Source organism: Streptomyces orinoci, assembly GCF_003121295.1.
GTDB lineage: Bacteria > Actinomycetota > Actinomycetes > Streptomycetales > Streptomycetaceae > Streptomyces > Streptomyces orinoci.
Map to the genome: position 1 here is coordinate 1368688 of NZ_PHNC01000029.1, position 14464 is coordinate 1383151.

Below are 14464 nucleotides of genomic sequence, written 5' to 3' on the forward strand. Positions count from 1 at the left end.
CGCACCCGCACCCGGCGAACTGGGCCGTTCCCGAAGGCGCTTGAGCCTCGAGTGCGGGCCGCCTTGGGTTGCTCGCGCAGTTCCCCGCGCCCCTGGAAGGGGCACCCGGCACCTAGCAGCAACCCCTGCCCGGCAAGCTGCGCTTGTTGCGGGCCGCCAGGTTCCGAGCCGCCAGCTCGGAATCCGCCGGATACCCGACCTCCTCCAAGGTCAGCCCATGCGGCCGCACCACATGCACCGCGGAGTCCCGTACGCCCGCGGCCAGCACCTGCCCGGGCCACTCCACCGGCCGGTGCCCGTCGCCCACGAACAGCAGCGCACCGACCAGCGACCGCACCATGTTGTGACAGAAGGCATCCGCCCGCACGGTGGCCGTGATGACGCCGTCCTCGTCCCGCTCCCAACTCAGCGTCTGCAGCGTACGAATGGTGGTGGCGCCTTCACGCCGCTTGCAGTACGCCGCGAAGTCATGCTCGCCCAGCAGCGCCTGCGAGGCCGCGTTCATCTTGGCCACGTCCAACGGCCAGTCGTGCCACAGCACATGACCGCGCAACAGCGGATCCACCCCGCCCGGGTGGTCCACCACCCGGTACGCATACCGTCGCCAGATCGCCGAGAAGCGGGCGTTGAACCCGGCCGGCGCCTCCGCCGCCCGCCACACCCGCACATCGTGCGGCAGCCGCCCGGCCAGCCGGCGCAGCAGCTTGTCCTGGTGCTCGGCCCACACCTCGGCCGGCAGGTCCACATGCGCCACCTGCCCACGGGCGTGCACCCCCGCGTCCGTACGGCCGGCCACCGTCAGCTCATACGTCTGACGCGACCGCGTCACCGTACGGATCGCATCCTCCAGCTCGCCCTGGACCGTGCGCTGTCCCTCGCGCTGCTTGGCCCAGCCGGAGAAATCCCTGCCGTCGTACGACAGATCCAGGCGCACCCGCACAAAACCGGGCTCGACCTCGTCACTCACCAGAGTTCCTTCCAGAAATGCGGGACGGGCCCGCCCCCGGAAAGGGGCGGGCCCGTCCTGACACACAGAGTGCGTCAGGCGTCCTTCGACTCCTCGGCCGGAGCCTCGGCAGCGGCCTCGGACTCCTTGACCGCACGCTTGGTGGCGGCCTCGGCCTCGGCAACGGTCGCCTTCTTGGCGATCTCGCCCTCGACCAGCTCGATCACGGCCATGGGAGCGTTGTCGCCACGGCGGTTACCGATCTTGGTGATACGGGTGTAGCCACCCGGACGCTCGGCGTAGCGCGGAGCGATCTCGGTGAAGAGGGTGTGGACGATGCCCTTGTCGGTGATCGTCTGCAGCACCAGGCGACGGTTGTGGATGTCGCCCTTCTTCGCCTTGGTGATCAGGCGCTCCGCGACCGGGCGCAGCCGGCGCGCCTTGGCCTCGGTGGTGGTGATGCGGCCGTGCTCGAAGAGCGACTTGGCGAGGTTCGCCAGCAGCAGCTTCTCGTGCGCGGCGCTGCCGCCGAAGCGGGCTCCCTTGGTGGGACGCGGCATGGTGTTTCTCCTATATCTCTGCCCCGGCCGTATCAGGTACCGGAGTCAGTTTCCGGCCAGGCGGTCGCCTGGCCGAAGGGGCGCGGGGAACTGCGCGATCAAGCACAGCGCACCCGCACCCAAGAACCGTCGGTCGGTCCCGAGCTCTTAGTACTGCTCGGTCTCGACGAACCCGGCGTCCGCGTCGTCGTCCGCGCCAAACGCGTCCGCCGCAGCAGTCGGGTCGAATCCGGGCGGGCTGTCCTTCAGGGCCAGGCCCATACCGGCCAGCTTCGCCTTGACCTCGTCGATCGACTTCGCACCGAAGTTGCGGATGTCGAGCAGGTCCGCCTCGGAGCGGGCGACAAGCTCGCCCACCGAGTGGATGCCCTCGCGCTTGAGGCAGTTGTAGGAGCGGACGGTCAGCTCCAGCTCCTCGATCGGCAGCGCCAGGTCCGCGGCCAGGGCGGCGTCCGTCGGGGACGGGCCCATGTCGATGCCCTCGGCGTCGATGTTGAGCTCGCGGGCCAGACCGAACAGCTCGACCAGGGTCTTGCCGGCGGACGCCATGGCGTCCCGCGGGCGCATGGCCTGCTTGGTCTCGACATCGACGATCAGCTTGTCGAAGTCGGTGCGCTGCTCGACACGGGTGGCCTCGACCTTGTAGGTCACCTTCAGAACCGGCGAGTAGATGGAGTCAACCGGAATGCGGCCGATCTCCTGGCCCACCTGCTTGTTCTGGACGGCGGAGACATAGCCGCGACCGCGCTCGACGGTCAGCTCCATCTCCAGCTTGCCCTTGGCGTTCAGGGTGGCCAGCACCAGGTCCGGGTTGTGCACCTCGACACCGGCCGGCGGGGCGATGTCCGCGGCGGTGACCAGGCCCGGGCCCTGCTTGCGCAGGTACATCACGACCGGCTCGTCGTGCTCCGAGGAGACGACCAGCTGCTTGATGTTGAGGATGAGGTCGGTGACGTCCTCCTTGACGCCCGGCACGGTGGTGAACTCGTGCAGGACACCGTCGATGCGGATGGACGTGACCGCCGCACCCGGAATCGAGGAGAGGAGCGTACGGCGGAGGGAGTTGCCGAGGGTGTAACCGAAGCCCGGCTCCAGCGGCTCGATGACGAACCGCGAGCGGAACTCGTCCACGACCTCTTCGGTCAGGGACGGACGCTGAGCGATCAGCATGGTGTGGATCCTTCAGTCATGGGCGCCCGCTATTTGACGCCCTCTTGAGCAAGGGTACGGGCGGCACGTCCCCTAAGGGGGGCCGTACCGCCCGCACACCTCAAAACCTTCAGCGTCAGACGCGGCGACGCTTGGGCGGACGGCAGCCGTTGTGCGGGGTGGGGGTGACGTCCTGGATCGAGCCGACCTCGAGGCCGGTGGCCTGGAGGGAGCGGATCGCGGTCTCACGGCCGGAGCCGGGACCCTTGACGAAGACGTCAACCTTGCGCATGCCGTGCTCCTGCGCGCGGCGGGCGGCCGACTCGGCGGCCATCTGCGCGGCGAAGGGGGTGGACTTGCGCGAACCCTTGAAGCCGACGTGGCCGGCCGAGGCCCAGGAGATCACGTTGCCGGTCGGGTCCGTGATGGACACGATCGTGTTGTTGAACGTGCTCTTGATGTGCGCGTGGCCGTGAGCGACGTTCTTCTTTTCCTTGCGGCGCACCTTCTTGGCAGCGCCCTGACGTCCCTTGGGGGGCATCTTCTAACTCCTACGGGAGGTGGTCGGTCCTACAGCGAAGACCGCTGACGAGCGTCCGCTGTGGACTACTTCTTGCCCGGCTTCTTCTTGCCGGCGATGGCGCGACGCGGGCCCTTGCGGGTGCGGGCGTTGGTGCTGGTGCGCTGACCGTGGACGGGCAGACCGCGGCGGTGGCGGAGGCCCTGGTAGCAGCCGATCTCCACCTTGCGGCGGATGTCGGCCTGGATCTCGCGACGGAGGTCACCCTCGGTCTTGATGTTGGCGTCCACGTACTCGCGGATCTTGACCAGGTCCTCTTCGGTCAGGTCACGAACGCGGGTGTTCGGGTTGACGCCGGTCTCGGCGAGAGTCTGCTTCGACAGGGTGCGCCCGATGCCGAAGACGTAGGTGAGGGCGACCTCAACGCGCTTTTCGCGCGGGAGGTCAACGCCTGCGAGGCGTGCCATTGAGTGGCTCCTGGGGGTTCGGAGGTCTTCCGCAGCACCGTTCCCGTAGTGCGAGTACGAGCCGGGTCCCCGGCCTCCGCCGGGGGTGTCGTCCGCCGCGTGGCCGCGACGGTCGGGTGTCTGCGTATGTACGTATTGCTATGCGTCGCGCGAAGAAACTGCGGAGTGCAGGTTCTGCGTCAGCCCTGGCGCTGCTTGTGGCGCAGGTTGTCGCAGATGACCATGACCCGGCCGTGGCGGCGGATCACCTTGCACTTGTCGCAGATCTTCTTGACGCTCGGCTTGACCTTCATGGGATGTGAGGTTCTCCGGGTCGGTGCCACCACCCTGCGGGAGCCGGGTGACGGCGGGGCAAGATCTACTTGTAGCGTGGAAGTTCTCTCCCGGACGGGTCCGGAAGACTCTCCCCTGGATCGCTCCGGGGAGTTTGGCAGGTCATGCCCGCCCATCGACGACCCTTCCGGCCGCAGGAGAGGGTACGAGACCCCCTCAAGCTCACTTATAGCGGTAGACGATCCGTCCGCGCGTCAGGTCATAGGGAGAGAGCTCCACCACGACCCGGTCGTCGGGAAGGATACGGATGTAGTGCATCCGCATCTTGCCGCTGATGTGCGCGAGGACCTTGTGACCGTTCTGGAGCTCCACCTTGAACATCGCGTTCGGCAGAGACTCGATCACGGTGCCCTCAATCTCGATGGCACCTTGCTTCTTGGCCACGCTTCGCCTTTCGAATCGGCTACCTTGATCGACTCAGGTGTTCGTACGCCCGCGTGTGAACGCGGACATGCGGATACACGAGAGCCGACGCATCAGTCTACGTCAGGGCAACCGGAAAGACTAATCCAGGGTCCCTTGCCCAGCCGTATAGATCGTTAAGCGAGCGGATCCGGCGCCGCCGTGATTCCCAGCTCGGCCAGCTTCGCCTTGCCGCCGTCCACGGCGGTGAGCACCAGCGGCCCGTCCTCGGTCAGGGCCACCGAGTGCTCCCAGTGCGAGGACCAGGTCAGATCGTCGGTGAGGACCGTCCACTCGTCCTCCAGGACATGCGTCTTCGCCGTCCCCAGCGACACCATCGGCTCGATCGCGATGCAGAAGCCCGGCACCAGCTTGGGGCCCTTGCCGCGCTTGCGGGAGACATAGTTCAGCAGGTGCGGGTCCATGTGCATCTGGGAGCCGATGCCATGGCCGCCGTAGTCCTCGATGATCCCGTACTTGCCGGTGGCGGGACGGGGCTGGCGGCGGATGTAGCCCTCGATGGCCTTGGAGATGTCGATCAGCCGGTTGCCGTTCCGCACCGCGGCGATCCCGGCCCACATGGACTCCTCGGTCACCCGGGAGAGCTCTATCAGCTCCGGGGCGTGGCCGGAGCCCACAAAGGCGGTGAAGGCGGCGTCGCCATGCCAGCCGTCCACGATGGCGCCCGCGTCGATGGAGATGATGTCGCCGTCCTTGAGCACCACCTCGGCGCTCGGGATGCCATGCACCACCACCTCGTTCACCGAGGTGCAGATGGTGGCGGGGAAGCCGCCATAGCCCAGGAAGTTGGACTTGGCACCGTGCTCGGCCAGCACCTTGCGGGCCACCTCGTCCAGGTCCTTGGTGGTCGCCCCCGGCACGGCCGCCTCCCGGGTGGCCGCGTGGATGGCAGCGACCACCAGGCCCGCCTCGCGCATCTTCGCGATCTGCTCGCGGGTCTTGATCTCCAGCATGGCGGGTGACGCCTTTCTGAGCCGAGGGGGTGAGTTCTTCTCCCAGCACCATAAGGCCGCGACGCCCAACCGGGCATCGCGGCCTTATGCGCAGTCTTGACCTGCCTCGACCCTGCTAGCGGGACGGCAGCGCCTCCATCGCACGCTGGGTGACCTCGGCGACCTTGCCCAGCGCGGAGATCGTCACCACCAGGCCCTGGGCCTTGTAGTAGTCGATGATCGGCTCGGTCTCGCTGTGGTAGACCTCCAGCCGCTTGCGCACCGTGTCCTCACGGTCGTCATCGCGCTGGTACAGCTCGCCGCCGCAGGCGTCGCAGACGCCCTCGGCCTGCGGCTGGTTGTACGTCACATGGAAGACATGGCTGCTGTCATTGCGGCAGATCCGGCGGCCGGCGATCCGCTTGACCACCTCGTCCTCGGGGACCTCCAGGTCCAGCACCGCGTCCAGCCGCAGACCGTCCTGCTTGAGGATGGCGTCCAGCGCCTCGGCCTGGGCCAGGTTGCGCGGGAAGCCGTCGAGCAGGAAGCCCTGCTCGGCGTCGGGCTGGTGCATCCGGTCCTTGGCCATCCCGATGGTGACCTCGTCCGGCACCAGACGGCCGGCCCGCATGTACTCCTGCGCCTGGACGCCCAGCGGCGTGCCCTGGCTGATGTTGGCCCGGAACAGGTCGCCCGTGGAGATATGCGGGATCGAGAGGTTCTTGGCGAGGTACGCGGCCTGCGTACCCTTGCCGGCGCCGGGCGGGCCGACGAGGACGATTCGCATCAGCGGAGGAACCCTTCGTAGTTGCGCTGCTGAAGCTGGCTCTCGATCTGCTTCACAGTCTCCAGACCGACACCCACGATGATCAGGATGCTGGTTCCCCCGAACGGGAAGTTCTGGTTTGCGTTCAGTGTGACCAGGGCCACCGTGGGCACCAGGGCGATCACGCCCAGGTACAGAGAGCCCGGCCACGTGATCCGGTTCAGCACGTAGCTCAGATACTCCGCGGTGGGGCGGCCGGCCCGGATGCCCGGGATGAACCCACCATACTTCTTCATGTTGTCGGCAACTTCTTCGGGGTTGAAGGAGATGGCGACATAGAAGAACGCGAAGAAAACGATCAGCAGGAAGTACGTGGCCATGTAGATCGGGTGGTCACCCTTGACCAGATTGGCCTGGATCCACCGCGCCCAGCCCGCGTGCGACCCGGTGAACTGCACCAGCAGCGCCGGGATGTAGAGCAGCGAGGAGGCGAAGATGACCGGGATCACACCGGCCTGGTTCACCTTGAGCGGGATGTAGGTGGAGGTACCGCCGTAGGAACGGCGGCCGATCATGCGCTTCGCATACTGCACCGGGATCCGGCGCTGGGCCTGCTCGACAAAGACCACCAGCGCGACCATGGCCAGGCCGCAGAGGATCACCAGGCTGAACTCCAGCCAGCCGCCGATCAGCTTGCCCTGCAGCTTGATGGCCCACAGGGCGCTGGGGAAGCCGGCCGCGATCGAGGTGAACATCAGGATCGACATGCCGTTGCCGATGCCGCGGTCGGTGATCAGCTCACCGAGCCACATGATCAGACAGGTGCCGGCGGTCATGGTGATGACCATGGTCACTGTGGTGAAGATCGACTGGTTGGGCACAATCTGGTTGCCCACCGAGCAATTGCCGAAGAGAGCACCGCTGCGGGCCACGGCCACCAGGCCGGTGCCCTGGAGCACGGCGAGCGCGACGGTCAGATAGCGCGTGTACTGCGTGATCTTGCCCTGCCCGGACTGGCCCTCCTTCTTGAGGGCTTCCAGACGCGGGATGACCACGGTGAGCAGCTGCAGGATGATGCTCGCCGTGATGTACGGCATGACCCCCAGCGCGAAGATCGTGATCTGCAGCAGTGCGCCACCGCTGAACATGTTCACGAGCCCGAACAGACCCTGGCCCCCCTTGGCCTGGTCGTAACAGGTCTGCACTTTCTGGTAGTCGACGCCCGGTACGGGCAGATGCGCACCGAGCCGGTACAGCACCAGAATGCCCAGCGTGAACAGCAGCTTCTTGCGCAGGTCGGGCGTCTTGAACGCCCGGGCGAACGCGGTGAGCACGGTGCCTCCTGCGCCTCCCACGCACCCGCGTGAGAGGTAACGGTCTTGAGGATCGACGAGGATCGACGAATACGTATCAGTCAAAAGCCACGGGCGATAGGGCACGCGGCCCGGAGGGCGATGACCCCCCTGGGACAGCAACAGTCCACGCCACCTTACCGGCGACCACGCCCGGCTTGGAACGACCAACCGGGGATGCCCCTGTTGGGACATCCCCGGTTGTCAGATCAACGAGTTCAGATGAGCTCGGTGACGGTGCCGCCGGCGGCGGCAATCTTCTCCTTGGCGGAGCCGGAGACGGCGTCCACCGTCACCTGAACCGCCACGGAGATCTCGCCCTGGCCCAGGACCTTGACGAGCTCGTTCTTGCGAACGGCACCCTTGGCGACCAGGTCGGCCACCGTGACCTCGCCACCCTGCGGGTAGAGCGCGGCCAGCTTGTCCAGGTTCACCACCTGGAACTGCTTGTGGGCGGGGTTCTTGAAGCCCTTGAGCTTCGGGAGGCGCATGTGGAGGGGCATCTGCCCACCCTCGAAGCGCTCCGGAACCTGGTAACGGGCCTTGGTGCCCTTGGTACCACGACCGGCCGTCTTACCCTTCGACGCCTCACCACGACCGACACGGGTCTTGGCGGTCTTGGCGCCCGGGGCGGGACGGAGGTTGTGGACCTTCAGCGGGTTGGACTCCGCCATGTCAGTCGACCTCCTCGACCGTGACGAGGTGGCGGACGGTGTGCACCATGCCGCGGATCTCGGGACGGTCCTCCTTGACAACCACGTCGTTGATCTTCTTCAGACCAAGCGAGCGCAGGGTGTCGCGGTGGTTCTGCTTGCTGCCGATGTAGGACTTGGTCTGCGTGACCTTCAGGCGAGCCATTACGCACCCACCCCTGCACGCGCCCGCAGCAGAGCGGCGGGAGCCACGTCCTCCAGCGGCAGACCACGACGGGCGGCGATCTCCTCGGGACGCTGCAGTCCCTTGAGGGCCTCCACCGTGGCGTGCACGATGTTGATCGGGTTCGAAGAACCGAGCGACTTCGACAGAATGTCGTGGACGCCGGCGCACTCGAGCACCGCACGCACCGGGCCACCGGCGATAACACCGGTACCGGGGGTGGCGGGCTTGAGCAGGACGACACCGGCCGCCTTCTCGCCCTGGATCGGGTGCGGGATGGTGCCCTGGATCCGGGGGACCTTGAAGAAGTTCTTCTTGGCCTCTTCCACGCCCTTGGCGATGGCAGCCGGAACTTCCTTGGCCTTGCCGTAACCGACACCCACGGTGCCGTCACCGTCGCCCACCACGACCAGCGCGGTGAAGCTGAAACGACGACCACCCTTGACAACCTTGGCGACGCGGTTGATCGCGACTACGCGCTCAACATACGCGGTCTTCTCGGCGGCAGCGCCACCGTCGCGACCCTTCCGGTCCCGCCGCTCGCCGCCACCGGCACCGCTTCCGCGGCGCTGGGGTCCAGCCATTGGAATTACCTCTCTCTGTTACGTCCGCTAGCTCCGGAACCGGGGCTTAGAACTTCAGCCCGGCTTCGCGGGCGGCGTCCGCCAGAGCGGCAATGCGCCCGGCGTACTGGTTGCCACCGCGGTCGAACACGACGGCCTCGACACCGGCGGCCTTGGCACGCTCGGCGACCAGGGCGCCCACCTTCTTGGCCTGGGCGCTCTTGTCGCCCTCGCCACCACGGATCGACGCGTCCAGGTGGGACGCCGACGCCAGGGTGTGACCCTTGATGTCGTCGATCACCTGAGCGGTGATGCCGCGGTTGGACCGCGTCACGACCAGGCGCGGACGCTCGGCCGTACCGGAAATCCGCTTACGGATGCGGATGTGGCGACGCTTCGCGGCGGCACGCTTGTAAGCGTCGCCCTTCGCGATCTTCACACCGTATGCCATGGCTTACTTACCAGCCTTTCCGACCTTGCGGCGGATGACTTCGCCCTCGTACTTGACGCCCTTGGCCTTGTACGGGTCGGGCTTCCGCAGCTTGCGGATGTTCGCGGCGACCTCGCCGACCTTCTGCTTGTCGATGCCCTCGACAGTCAGCTTGGTCGGGGACTCCACCTTGAAGGTGATGCCCTCGGGGGCCTCGACCAGGATCGGGTGGCTGTAGCCCAGGGAGAACTCCAGGTTGGAGCCCTTGGCCTGGACGCGGTAACCAACACCGCTGATCTCGAGCTTCTTGCTGTAGCCCTGGGTCACGCCGGTGATCATGTTCGCCACCAGCGTGCGGGACAGGCCGTGCAGGGCCTTGTTCTGACGCTCGTCGTTCGGACGGGTGACGTTCAGAACGCCGTCCTCGCCCTTAGCGATCTCGATGGGAGCCGACAGGCTCAGGGAGAGGGCGCCCTTGGGGCCCTTCACCTGCACCGAGCGGCCATCGATGGTGACGTCCACGCCAGCGGGAACCTGGATGGGCAGCTTGCCAATACGCGACATTAGCTATTCCTCCGTTCCCGATTACCAGACGTAGGCGAGGACTTCCCCACCCACGCCCTTCTTGCTGGCCTGCTTGTCGGTGAGGAGACCGTGGGAGGTGGAGATGATCGCCACGCCCAGGCCGCCGAGCACCTTCGGCAGGTTGGTGGACTTCGCGTAGACCCGCAGGCCCGGCTTCGAGATGCGCTTGATGCCGGCGATCGAGCGCTCGCGGTTCGGGCCGAACTTCAGCTCGAGAACGAGGTTCTTGCCAACCTCGGCGTCCTCGACCTTCCAGCCGGTGATGTAACCCTCCTGCTGGAGGATCTCCGCGATGTGCGACTTGATCTTGCTGTGCGGCATCGACACGGAGTCGTGGTATGCCGAGTTCGCGTTTCGCAGACGGGTCAGCATGTCTGCGATCGGGTCGGTCATGGTCATGTTTGGCCTTCGGCCTCTCTCGCCGGGGTTTCCTATCTGCGCCATCCCTCTCCCCGAACAGGGTCGGAGCGGGTGCGGCGCGGGGACCTACGGCGTAGTAAGACGGTATGGCGGCGGGAGCCAACCCCCCAACTCTAAGGGAGCCTGGGGGACAGCCCCCGCCATCCAGGTTGCTTACCGAGAGCCCTGGTCAACCCAACTGGGTTGTTACCAGGAGCTCTTGGTCACGCCCGGCAGCTCGCCACGGTGAGCCATCTCACGAAGGCACACGCGGCAGAGGCCGAACTTGCGGTAAACCGAGTGCGGACGGCCGCAGCGGTTGCACCGGGTGTAGGTGCGAACCGAGAACTTCGGCTTGCGGGCGGCCTTAGCGATCAGCGACTTCTTCGCCACGTCAGTTCTCCTTGAAGGGGAAGCCGAGGTGACGAAGCAGGGCGCGGCCCTCGTCGTCGTTCTTCGCCGTGGTCACCACGGTGATGTCCATGCCCCGGACCCGGTCGATCTTGTCCTGGTCGATCTCGTGGAACATGACCTGCTCCGTGAGACCGAAGGTGTAGTTGCCCCGACCGTCGAACTGCTTGGGGGACAGACCGCGGAAGTCACGGATGCGCGGCAGCGCCAGCGACAGGGTGCGGTCCAGGAACTCCCACATGCGGTCGCCACGGAGGGTGACGTGGGCACCGATCGGCTGGCCCTCACGCAGCTTGAACTGCGCGATGGACTTACGGGCCTTGGTGACGGCGGGCTTCTGACCGGTGATCGTGGTGAGGTCGCGGATGGCGCCCTCGATCAGCTTGGAGTCGCGGGCGGCGTCGCCCACACCCATGTTGACCACGATCTTGGTCAGGCCGGGCACCTGCATGACGTTCTCGTAGGAGAACTCCTCACGCAGCTTGCCGGCGATCTCCTCGCGGTACTTCGTCTTGAGACGCGGAGTGGTAGCCATCAGATGTCCTCACCCGTCCGCTTGGCAACGCGGATCTTGTTGCCGTTCTCGTCGAAGCGGTAACCGATGCGAGTGACGACCTTCTTGCCGTCCTTCTCCACAACCAGCTGAACATTGCTGACGTGGATCGGGGCCTCGGTGGTCACAATGCCGCCGGTCTTGGAACCGCGGGCGGTCTGGCCGGCCTTGGTGTGCTTCTTGACCCGGTTGACACCCTCGACCAGAACACGGTCCTCACGGGGCATGGCCTGGATGACCTTGCCCTGCTTGCCCTTGTCCTTGCCGGTGATGACCTGTACCAGGTCGCCCTTCTTGATCTTCATGCTTACAGCACCTCCGGCGCGAGCGAGACGATCTTCATGAACTTCTTCTCGCGCAGCTCTCGGCCCACGGGGCCGAAGATGCGGGTGCCGCGGGGGTCGCCGTCGTTCTTCAGAATGACGGCAGCGTTCTCGTCGAAGCGGATGTACGAGCCGTCCGGACGGCGGCGCTCCTTGACGGTGCGAACGATGACCGCCTTGACGACGTCACCCTTCTTCACGTTGCCACCGGGGATCGCGTCCTTGACGGTGGCGACGATGACGTCACCGATGCCCGCGTAGCGGCGACCCGAGCCACCGAGAACACGGATGCAAAGGATCTCCTTGGCACCAGTGTTGTCGGCGACGCGAAGTCGCGACTCCTGCTGGATCACGTCTATCTCCTGATCGTCTGCCGGTTCCCGGCAGGGGCTCCGTATGAAGCCCCTGCCGAGCCTGGCGGAACTGTCCTATGGGCAGATGCCCTAGGAATTACTTGGCCTTCTCGAGGATCTCGACGACGCGCCAGCGCTTGGTCGCGGACAGCGGCCGGGTCTCCATCAGGAGGACGCGGTCGCCGACACCCGCGGCGTTCTGCTCGTCGTGCGCCTTGAGCTTGTTGGTACGGCGGATGACCTTGCCGTACAGCGCGTGCTTGACGCGGTCCTCGACGGCGACGACGACGGTCTTGTCCATCTTGTCGCTGACGACCAGACCCTCACGGGTCTTGCGGAAACCGCGCTCGGTCTTCTCAGTCACATTCTTCTCGCTCATCAGGCGCTCTCCACCGTCTCGATGCCGAGCTCGCGCTCCCGCATCAGGGTGTAGATCCGGGCGATGTCCTTGCGGACGGCCTTCAGCCGGCCGTGGTTCTCAAGCTGTCCGGTCGCCGCCTGGAAGCGGAGGTTGAACAGCTCTTCCTTGGCCTCACGCAGCTTGGCAACGAGGTCCTCGTTGTTCAGCTCACGCAGCTCGGTCGCCTTGGTACCGGCAGCCATCACGACTCACCTGCCTCGCGCCGAACAATGCGGCACTTCATCGGGAGCTTGTGAGCGGCGCGGGTCAGCGCCTCACGAGCAACCTTTTCGTTCGGGAAGGACAGCTCGAACATCACCCGGCCGGGCTTGACGTTCGCGACCCACCACTCCGGAGAACCCTTACCGGAACCCATGCGGGTCTCGGCCGGCTTCTTCGTCAGCGGACGGTCCGGGTAGATGTTGATCCACACCTTGCCGCCACGCTTGATGTGACGGGTCATGGCGATACGAGCGGACTCGATCTGCCGGTTCGTCACATAGGCCGGGGTCAGGGCCTGGATACCGTACTCACCGAAGGCGAGCTCGGTACCACCCTTGGCCATGCCGTTCCGCTTGGGGTGGTGCTGCTTGCGGTGCTTGACCCTGCGAGGGATCAGCATGTCGGTCAGGCCTCCGTTCCGGTGGTCTCAGCCGGAGCAGCGGTCGCCTCGGCCTTGGGGGCCTCGGCAGCCTGCTGCGGCTTGCGGCCGCGGCCACCGCGCTCGCCACCACGGCCACCACGGGCCGGGCGCTCACCGGCGCCACGCGACGGGCGGTTGCCCGCACGAGCGGCGGCGTTCTCGGCGCGGACCTCGGCGATGTTCTTGACGTCGCCCTTGTAGATCCAGACCTTCACGCCGATACGGCCGAAGGTGGTCTTGGCCTCGAAGAAGCCATAGTCGACGTTCGCGCGGAGGGTGTGCAGGGGCACACGGCCCTCGCGGTAGAACTCCGAGCGGGACATCTCGGCGCCGCCGAGACGGCCACCACACTGGATCTTGATGCCCTTGGCGCCGGCCTTCATCGTCGACTGCATGCTCTTGCGCATGGCGCGACGGAAGGAGACGCGGGAGGACAGCTGCTCGGCGACGGCCTGGGCCACCAGCTGAGCGTCCACCTCGGGGTTCTTGACCTCGAGGATGTTCAGCTGGACCTGCTTGCCGGTCAGCTTCTCCAGCTCGCCACGGATGCGGTCGGCCTCGGCGCCACGGCGGCCGATGACGATGCCCGGGCGGGCGGTGTGGATGTCAACGCGGACGCGGTCGCGGGTGCGCTCGATCTCCACCTTGGAGATACCGGCGCGCTCCATGCCCTTCGTCATCATGCGACGAATGGCAACGTCTTCCTTGACGTAGTCCTTGTACAGCTTGTCGGCGTACCAGCGCGACTTGAAGTCGGTGGTGACCCCGAGCCGGAACCCGTGCGGGTTTACCTTCTGGCCCATTACCGGGTTCCTTCCTTGCTGCTGACGACCACGGTGATGTGGCTGGTCCGCTTGCGGATCCGGTAGGCACGGCCCTGGGCACGCGGACGGAACCGCTTCAGGGTCGGGCCCTCGTCTACGTACGCCTCGCTGATGAACAGCGTGGAGGCGTCCGTGTGGTCGTAGTTGTGCGCGGCGTTGGCGATGGCGCTGTCCAGCACCTTGCCGACCGGCACGCTCGCGGCCTGCGGGGCGAAACGCAGGACCGCCTGAGCCTCCGTGGCGTCCATGCCACGGATGAGGTCCACCACGCGGCGGGCCTTCATGGGCGTGACGCGGATGTACCGCGCCTGGGCCCTGGCTTCCATGGTTGTCCCTTCGGTGTCAGTCATAGTCGTTCGCACCCCGCTTAGCGGCGCTTCGACTTCCGGTCGTCCTTGACGTGGCCGCGGAAGGTGCGGGTCGGCGAGAACTCGCCGAGCTTGTGGCCGACCATGGACTCGGTGACGAACACCGGGACATGGGTCTTGCCGTTGTGCACCGCGAGCGTGTGGCCGAGCATGGCCGGCACGATCATGGAGCGACGGGACCAGGTCTTGATGACGTTCTTGGTACCGGCTTCGTTCTGAGCATCCACCTTCTTGATGAGGTGGCTGTCGACGAAGGGTCCCTTCTTGAGACTACGCGGCATCTAAACC

General features: G+C 66.2%; 26 protein-coding genes. All 26 read right to left on the reverse strand.

Annotated elements, in window-relative coordinates; genetic code table 11:
- Positions 1-112: 112 nt before the first annotated feature.
- The 26 genes from truA to rpsS all read right to left on the reverse strand — a co-directional run bounded on the left by truA (position 113) and on the right by rpsS (position 14457).
- A complete protein-coding gene (gene truA, locus CV755_RS20965; protein ID WP_109281723.1) occupies positions 113-967 on the reverse strand; it encodes a tRNA pseudouridine(38-40) synthase TruA in 855 nt (284 codons plus the stop codon).
- Positions 968-1041: 74 nt separating this feature from the next.
- Positions 1042-1506 carry a 50S ribosomal protein L17 gene (gene rplQ, locus CV755_RS20970; RefSeq protein WP_109281724.1) on the reverse strand — a complete coding sequence of 155 codons (465 nt, stop codon included), beginning with the start codon at positions 1504-1506 and terminating at the stop codon, positions 1042-1044.
- 147 nt (positions 1507-1653) lie between these two features.
- Positions 1654-2676 carry a DNA-directed RNA polymerase subunit alpha gene (locus CV755_RS20975; RefSeq protein WP_004946635.1) on the reverse strand — a complete coding sequence of 341 codons (1023 nt, stop codon included), beginning with the start codon at positions 2674-2676 and terminating at the stop codon, positions 1654-1656.
- Positions 2677-2791: 115 nt separating this feature from the next.
- The gene (gene rpsK, locus CV755_RS20980) at positions 2792-3196 is read right to left on the reverse strand and encodes a 30S ribosomal protein S11 (RefSeq protein ID WP_003948617.1); all 405 of its coding nucleotides are present in this window, start codon (positions 3194-3196) and stop codon (positions 2792-2794) included.
- A 65-nt stretch (positions 3197-3261) separates the two neighbouring features.
- Positions 3262-3642, reverse strand: coding sequence for a 30S ribosomal protein S13 (rpsM, locus tag CV755_RS20985; RefSeq protein WP_109281725.1), 381 nt, complete (start codon positions 3640-3642; stop codon positions 3262-3264).
- 179 nt (positions 3643-3821) lie between these two features.
- A complete protein-coding gene (gene rpmJ / locus CV755_RS20990) occupies positions 3822-3935 on the reverse strand; it encodes a 50S ribosomal protein L36 (protein ID WP_003956441.1) in 114 nt (37 codons plus the stop codon).
- Positions 3936-4137: 202 nt separating this feature from the next.
- Positions 4138-4359 carry a translation initiation factor IF-1 gene (gene infA, locus CV755_RS20995; protein WP_003956442.1) on the reverse strand — a complete coding sequence of 74 codons (222 nt, stop codon included), beginning with the start codon at positions 4357-4359 and terminating at the stop codon, positions 4138-4140.
- Between the two features lie 155 nt (positions 4360-4514).
- Complete coding sequence (map, locus tag CV755_RS21000) at positions 4515-5351, reverse strand: type I methionyl aminopeptidase (protein ID WP_109281726.1); 837 nt, start codon at positions 5349-5351, stop codon at positions 4515-4517.
- Positions 5352-5466: 115 nt separating this feature from the next.
- A complete protein-coding gene (locus CV755_RS21005) occupies positions 5467-6117 on the reverse strand; it encodes an adenylate kinase (RefSeq protein ID WP_109281727.1) in 651 nt (216 codons plus the stop codon).
- Complete coding sequence (secY, locus tag CV755_RS21010; RefSeq protein ID WP_109281728.1) at positions 6117-7430, reverse strand: preprotein translocase subunit SecY; 1314 nt, start codon at positions 7428-7430, stop codon at positions 6117-6119. The genes CV755_RS21005 and secY overlap by 1 nt, the downstream gene beginning before the upstream one ends.
- 236 nt (positions 7431-7666) lie before the next feature.
- Positions 7667-8122: a 50S ribosomal protein L15 gene (rplO, locus tag CV755_RS21015; RefSeq protein ID WP_109281729.1), complete on the reverse strand. Its 456-nt coding sequence runs from the start codon at positions 8120-8122 to the stop codon at positions 7667-7669.
- A 1-nt stretch (position 8123) separates the two neighbouring features.
- Positions 8124-8306, reverse strand: coding sequence for a 50S ribosomal protein L30 (gene rpmD / locus CV755_RS21020; RefSeq protein WP_004946653.1), 183 nt, complete (start codon positions 8304-8306; stop codon positions 8124-8126).
- Entirely contained in the window at positions 8306-8908 is a 603-nt protein-coding gene (gene rpsE, locus CV755_RS21025) for a 30S ribosomal protein S5 (RefSeq protein ID WP_109281730.1), read from the reverse strand. The genes rpmD and rpsE overlap by 1 nt, the downstream gene beginning before the upstream one ends.
- 46 nt (positions 8909-8954) lie before the next feature.
- Positions 8955-9338: a 50S ribosomal protein L18 gene (gene rplR / locus CV755_RS21030; protein WP_109281731.1), complete on the reverse strand. Its 384-nt coding sequence runs from the start codon at positions 9336-9338 to the stop codon at positions 8955-8957.
- Between the two features lie 3 nt (positions 9339-9341).
- Positions 9342-9881, reverse strand: coding sequence for a 50S ribosomal protein L6 (gene rplF, locus CV755_RS21035; RefSeq protein WP_109281732.1), 540 nt, complete (start codon positions 9879-9881; stop codon positions 9342-9344).
- A gap of 21 nt (positions 9882-9902) precedes the next feature.
- A complete protein-coding gene (gene rpsH, locus CV755_RS21040) occupies positions 9903-10301 on the reverse strand; it encodes a 30S ribosomal protein S8 (RefSeq protein ID WP_109281733.1) in 399 nt (132 codons plus the stop codon).
- Positions 10302-10508: 207 nt separating this feature from the next.
- Positions 10509-10694 carry a type Z 30S ribosomal protein S14 gene (locus tag CV755_RS21050; RefSeq protein ID WP_109281734.1) on the reverse strand — a complete coding sequence of 62 codons (186 nt, stop codon included), beginning with the start codon at positions 10692-10694 and terminating at the stop codon, positions 10509-10511.
- A 1-nt stretch (position 10695) separates the two neighbouring features.
- Positions 10696-11250 (reverse strand): 50S ribosomal protein L5, encoded by a 555-nt coding sequence (gene rplE / locus CV755_RS21055; RefSeq protein WP_400106062.1) that lies wholly within the window; start codon positions 11248-11250, stop codon positions 10696-10698.
- Positions 11247-11570, reverse strand: a complete 324-nt coding sequence (rplX, locus tag CV755_RS21060) for a 50S ribosomal protein L24 (RefSeq protein ID WP_109281736.1) — start codon at positions 11568-11570, stop codon at positions 11247-11249. The genes rplE and rplX overlap by 4 nt, the downstream gene beginning before the upstream one ends.
- A 2-nt stretch (positions 11571-11572) precedes the next feature.
- Positions 11573-11941, reverse strand: coding sequence for a 50S ribosomal protein L14 (gene rplN / locus CV755_RS21065; protein ID WP_087927567.1), 369 nt, complete (start codon positions 11939-11941; stop codon positions 11573-11575).
- Between the two features lie 97 nt (positions 11942-12038).
- Complete coding sequence (gene rpsQ, locus CV755_RS21070; RefSeq protein WP_109281737.1) at positions 12039-12320, reverse strand: 30S ribosomal protein S17; 282 nt, start codon at positions 12318-12320, stop codon at positions 12039-12041.
- Positions 12320-12544: a 50S ribosomal protein L29 gene (gene rpmC, locus CV755_RS21075; RefSeq protein ID WP_004950453.1), complete on the reverse strand. Its 225-nt coding sequence runs from the start codon at positions 12542-12544 to the stop codon at positions 12320-12322. Before rpmC ends, rpsQ begins: the two co-directional genes overlap by 1 nt.
- Entirely contained in the window at positions 12544-12963 is a 420-nt protein-coding gene (gene rplP / locus CV755_RS21080; RefSeq protein ID WP_004950450.1) for a 50S ribosomal protein L16, read from the reverse strand. The genes rpmC and rplP overlap by 1 nt, the downstream gene beginning before the upstream one ends.
- 5 nt (positions 12964-12968) lie before the next feature.
- Positions 12969-13787: a 30S ribosomal protein S3 gene (rpsC, locus tag CV755_RS21085; protein ID WP_109281738.1), complete on the reverse strand. Its 819-nt coding sequence runs from the start codon at positions 13785-13787 to the stop codon at positions 12969-12971.
- A complete protein-coding gene (gene rplV / locus CV755_RS21090) occupies positions 13787-14134 on the reverse strand; it encodes a 50S ribosomal protein L22 (RefSeq protein ID WP_043264895.1) in 348 nt (115 codons plus the stop codon). Before rplV ends, rpsC begins: the two co-directional genes overlap by 1 nt.
- Before the next feature lie 41 nt (positions 14135-14175).
- Positions 14176-14457, reverse strand: coding sequence for a 30S ribosomal protein S19 (gene rpsS, locus CV755_RS21095; protein WP_109281739.1), 282 nt, complete (start codon positions 14455-14457; stop codon positions 14176-14178).
- Between the last annotated feature and the right edge of the window lie 7 nt (positions 14458-14464).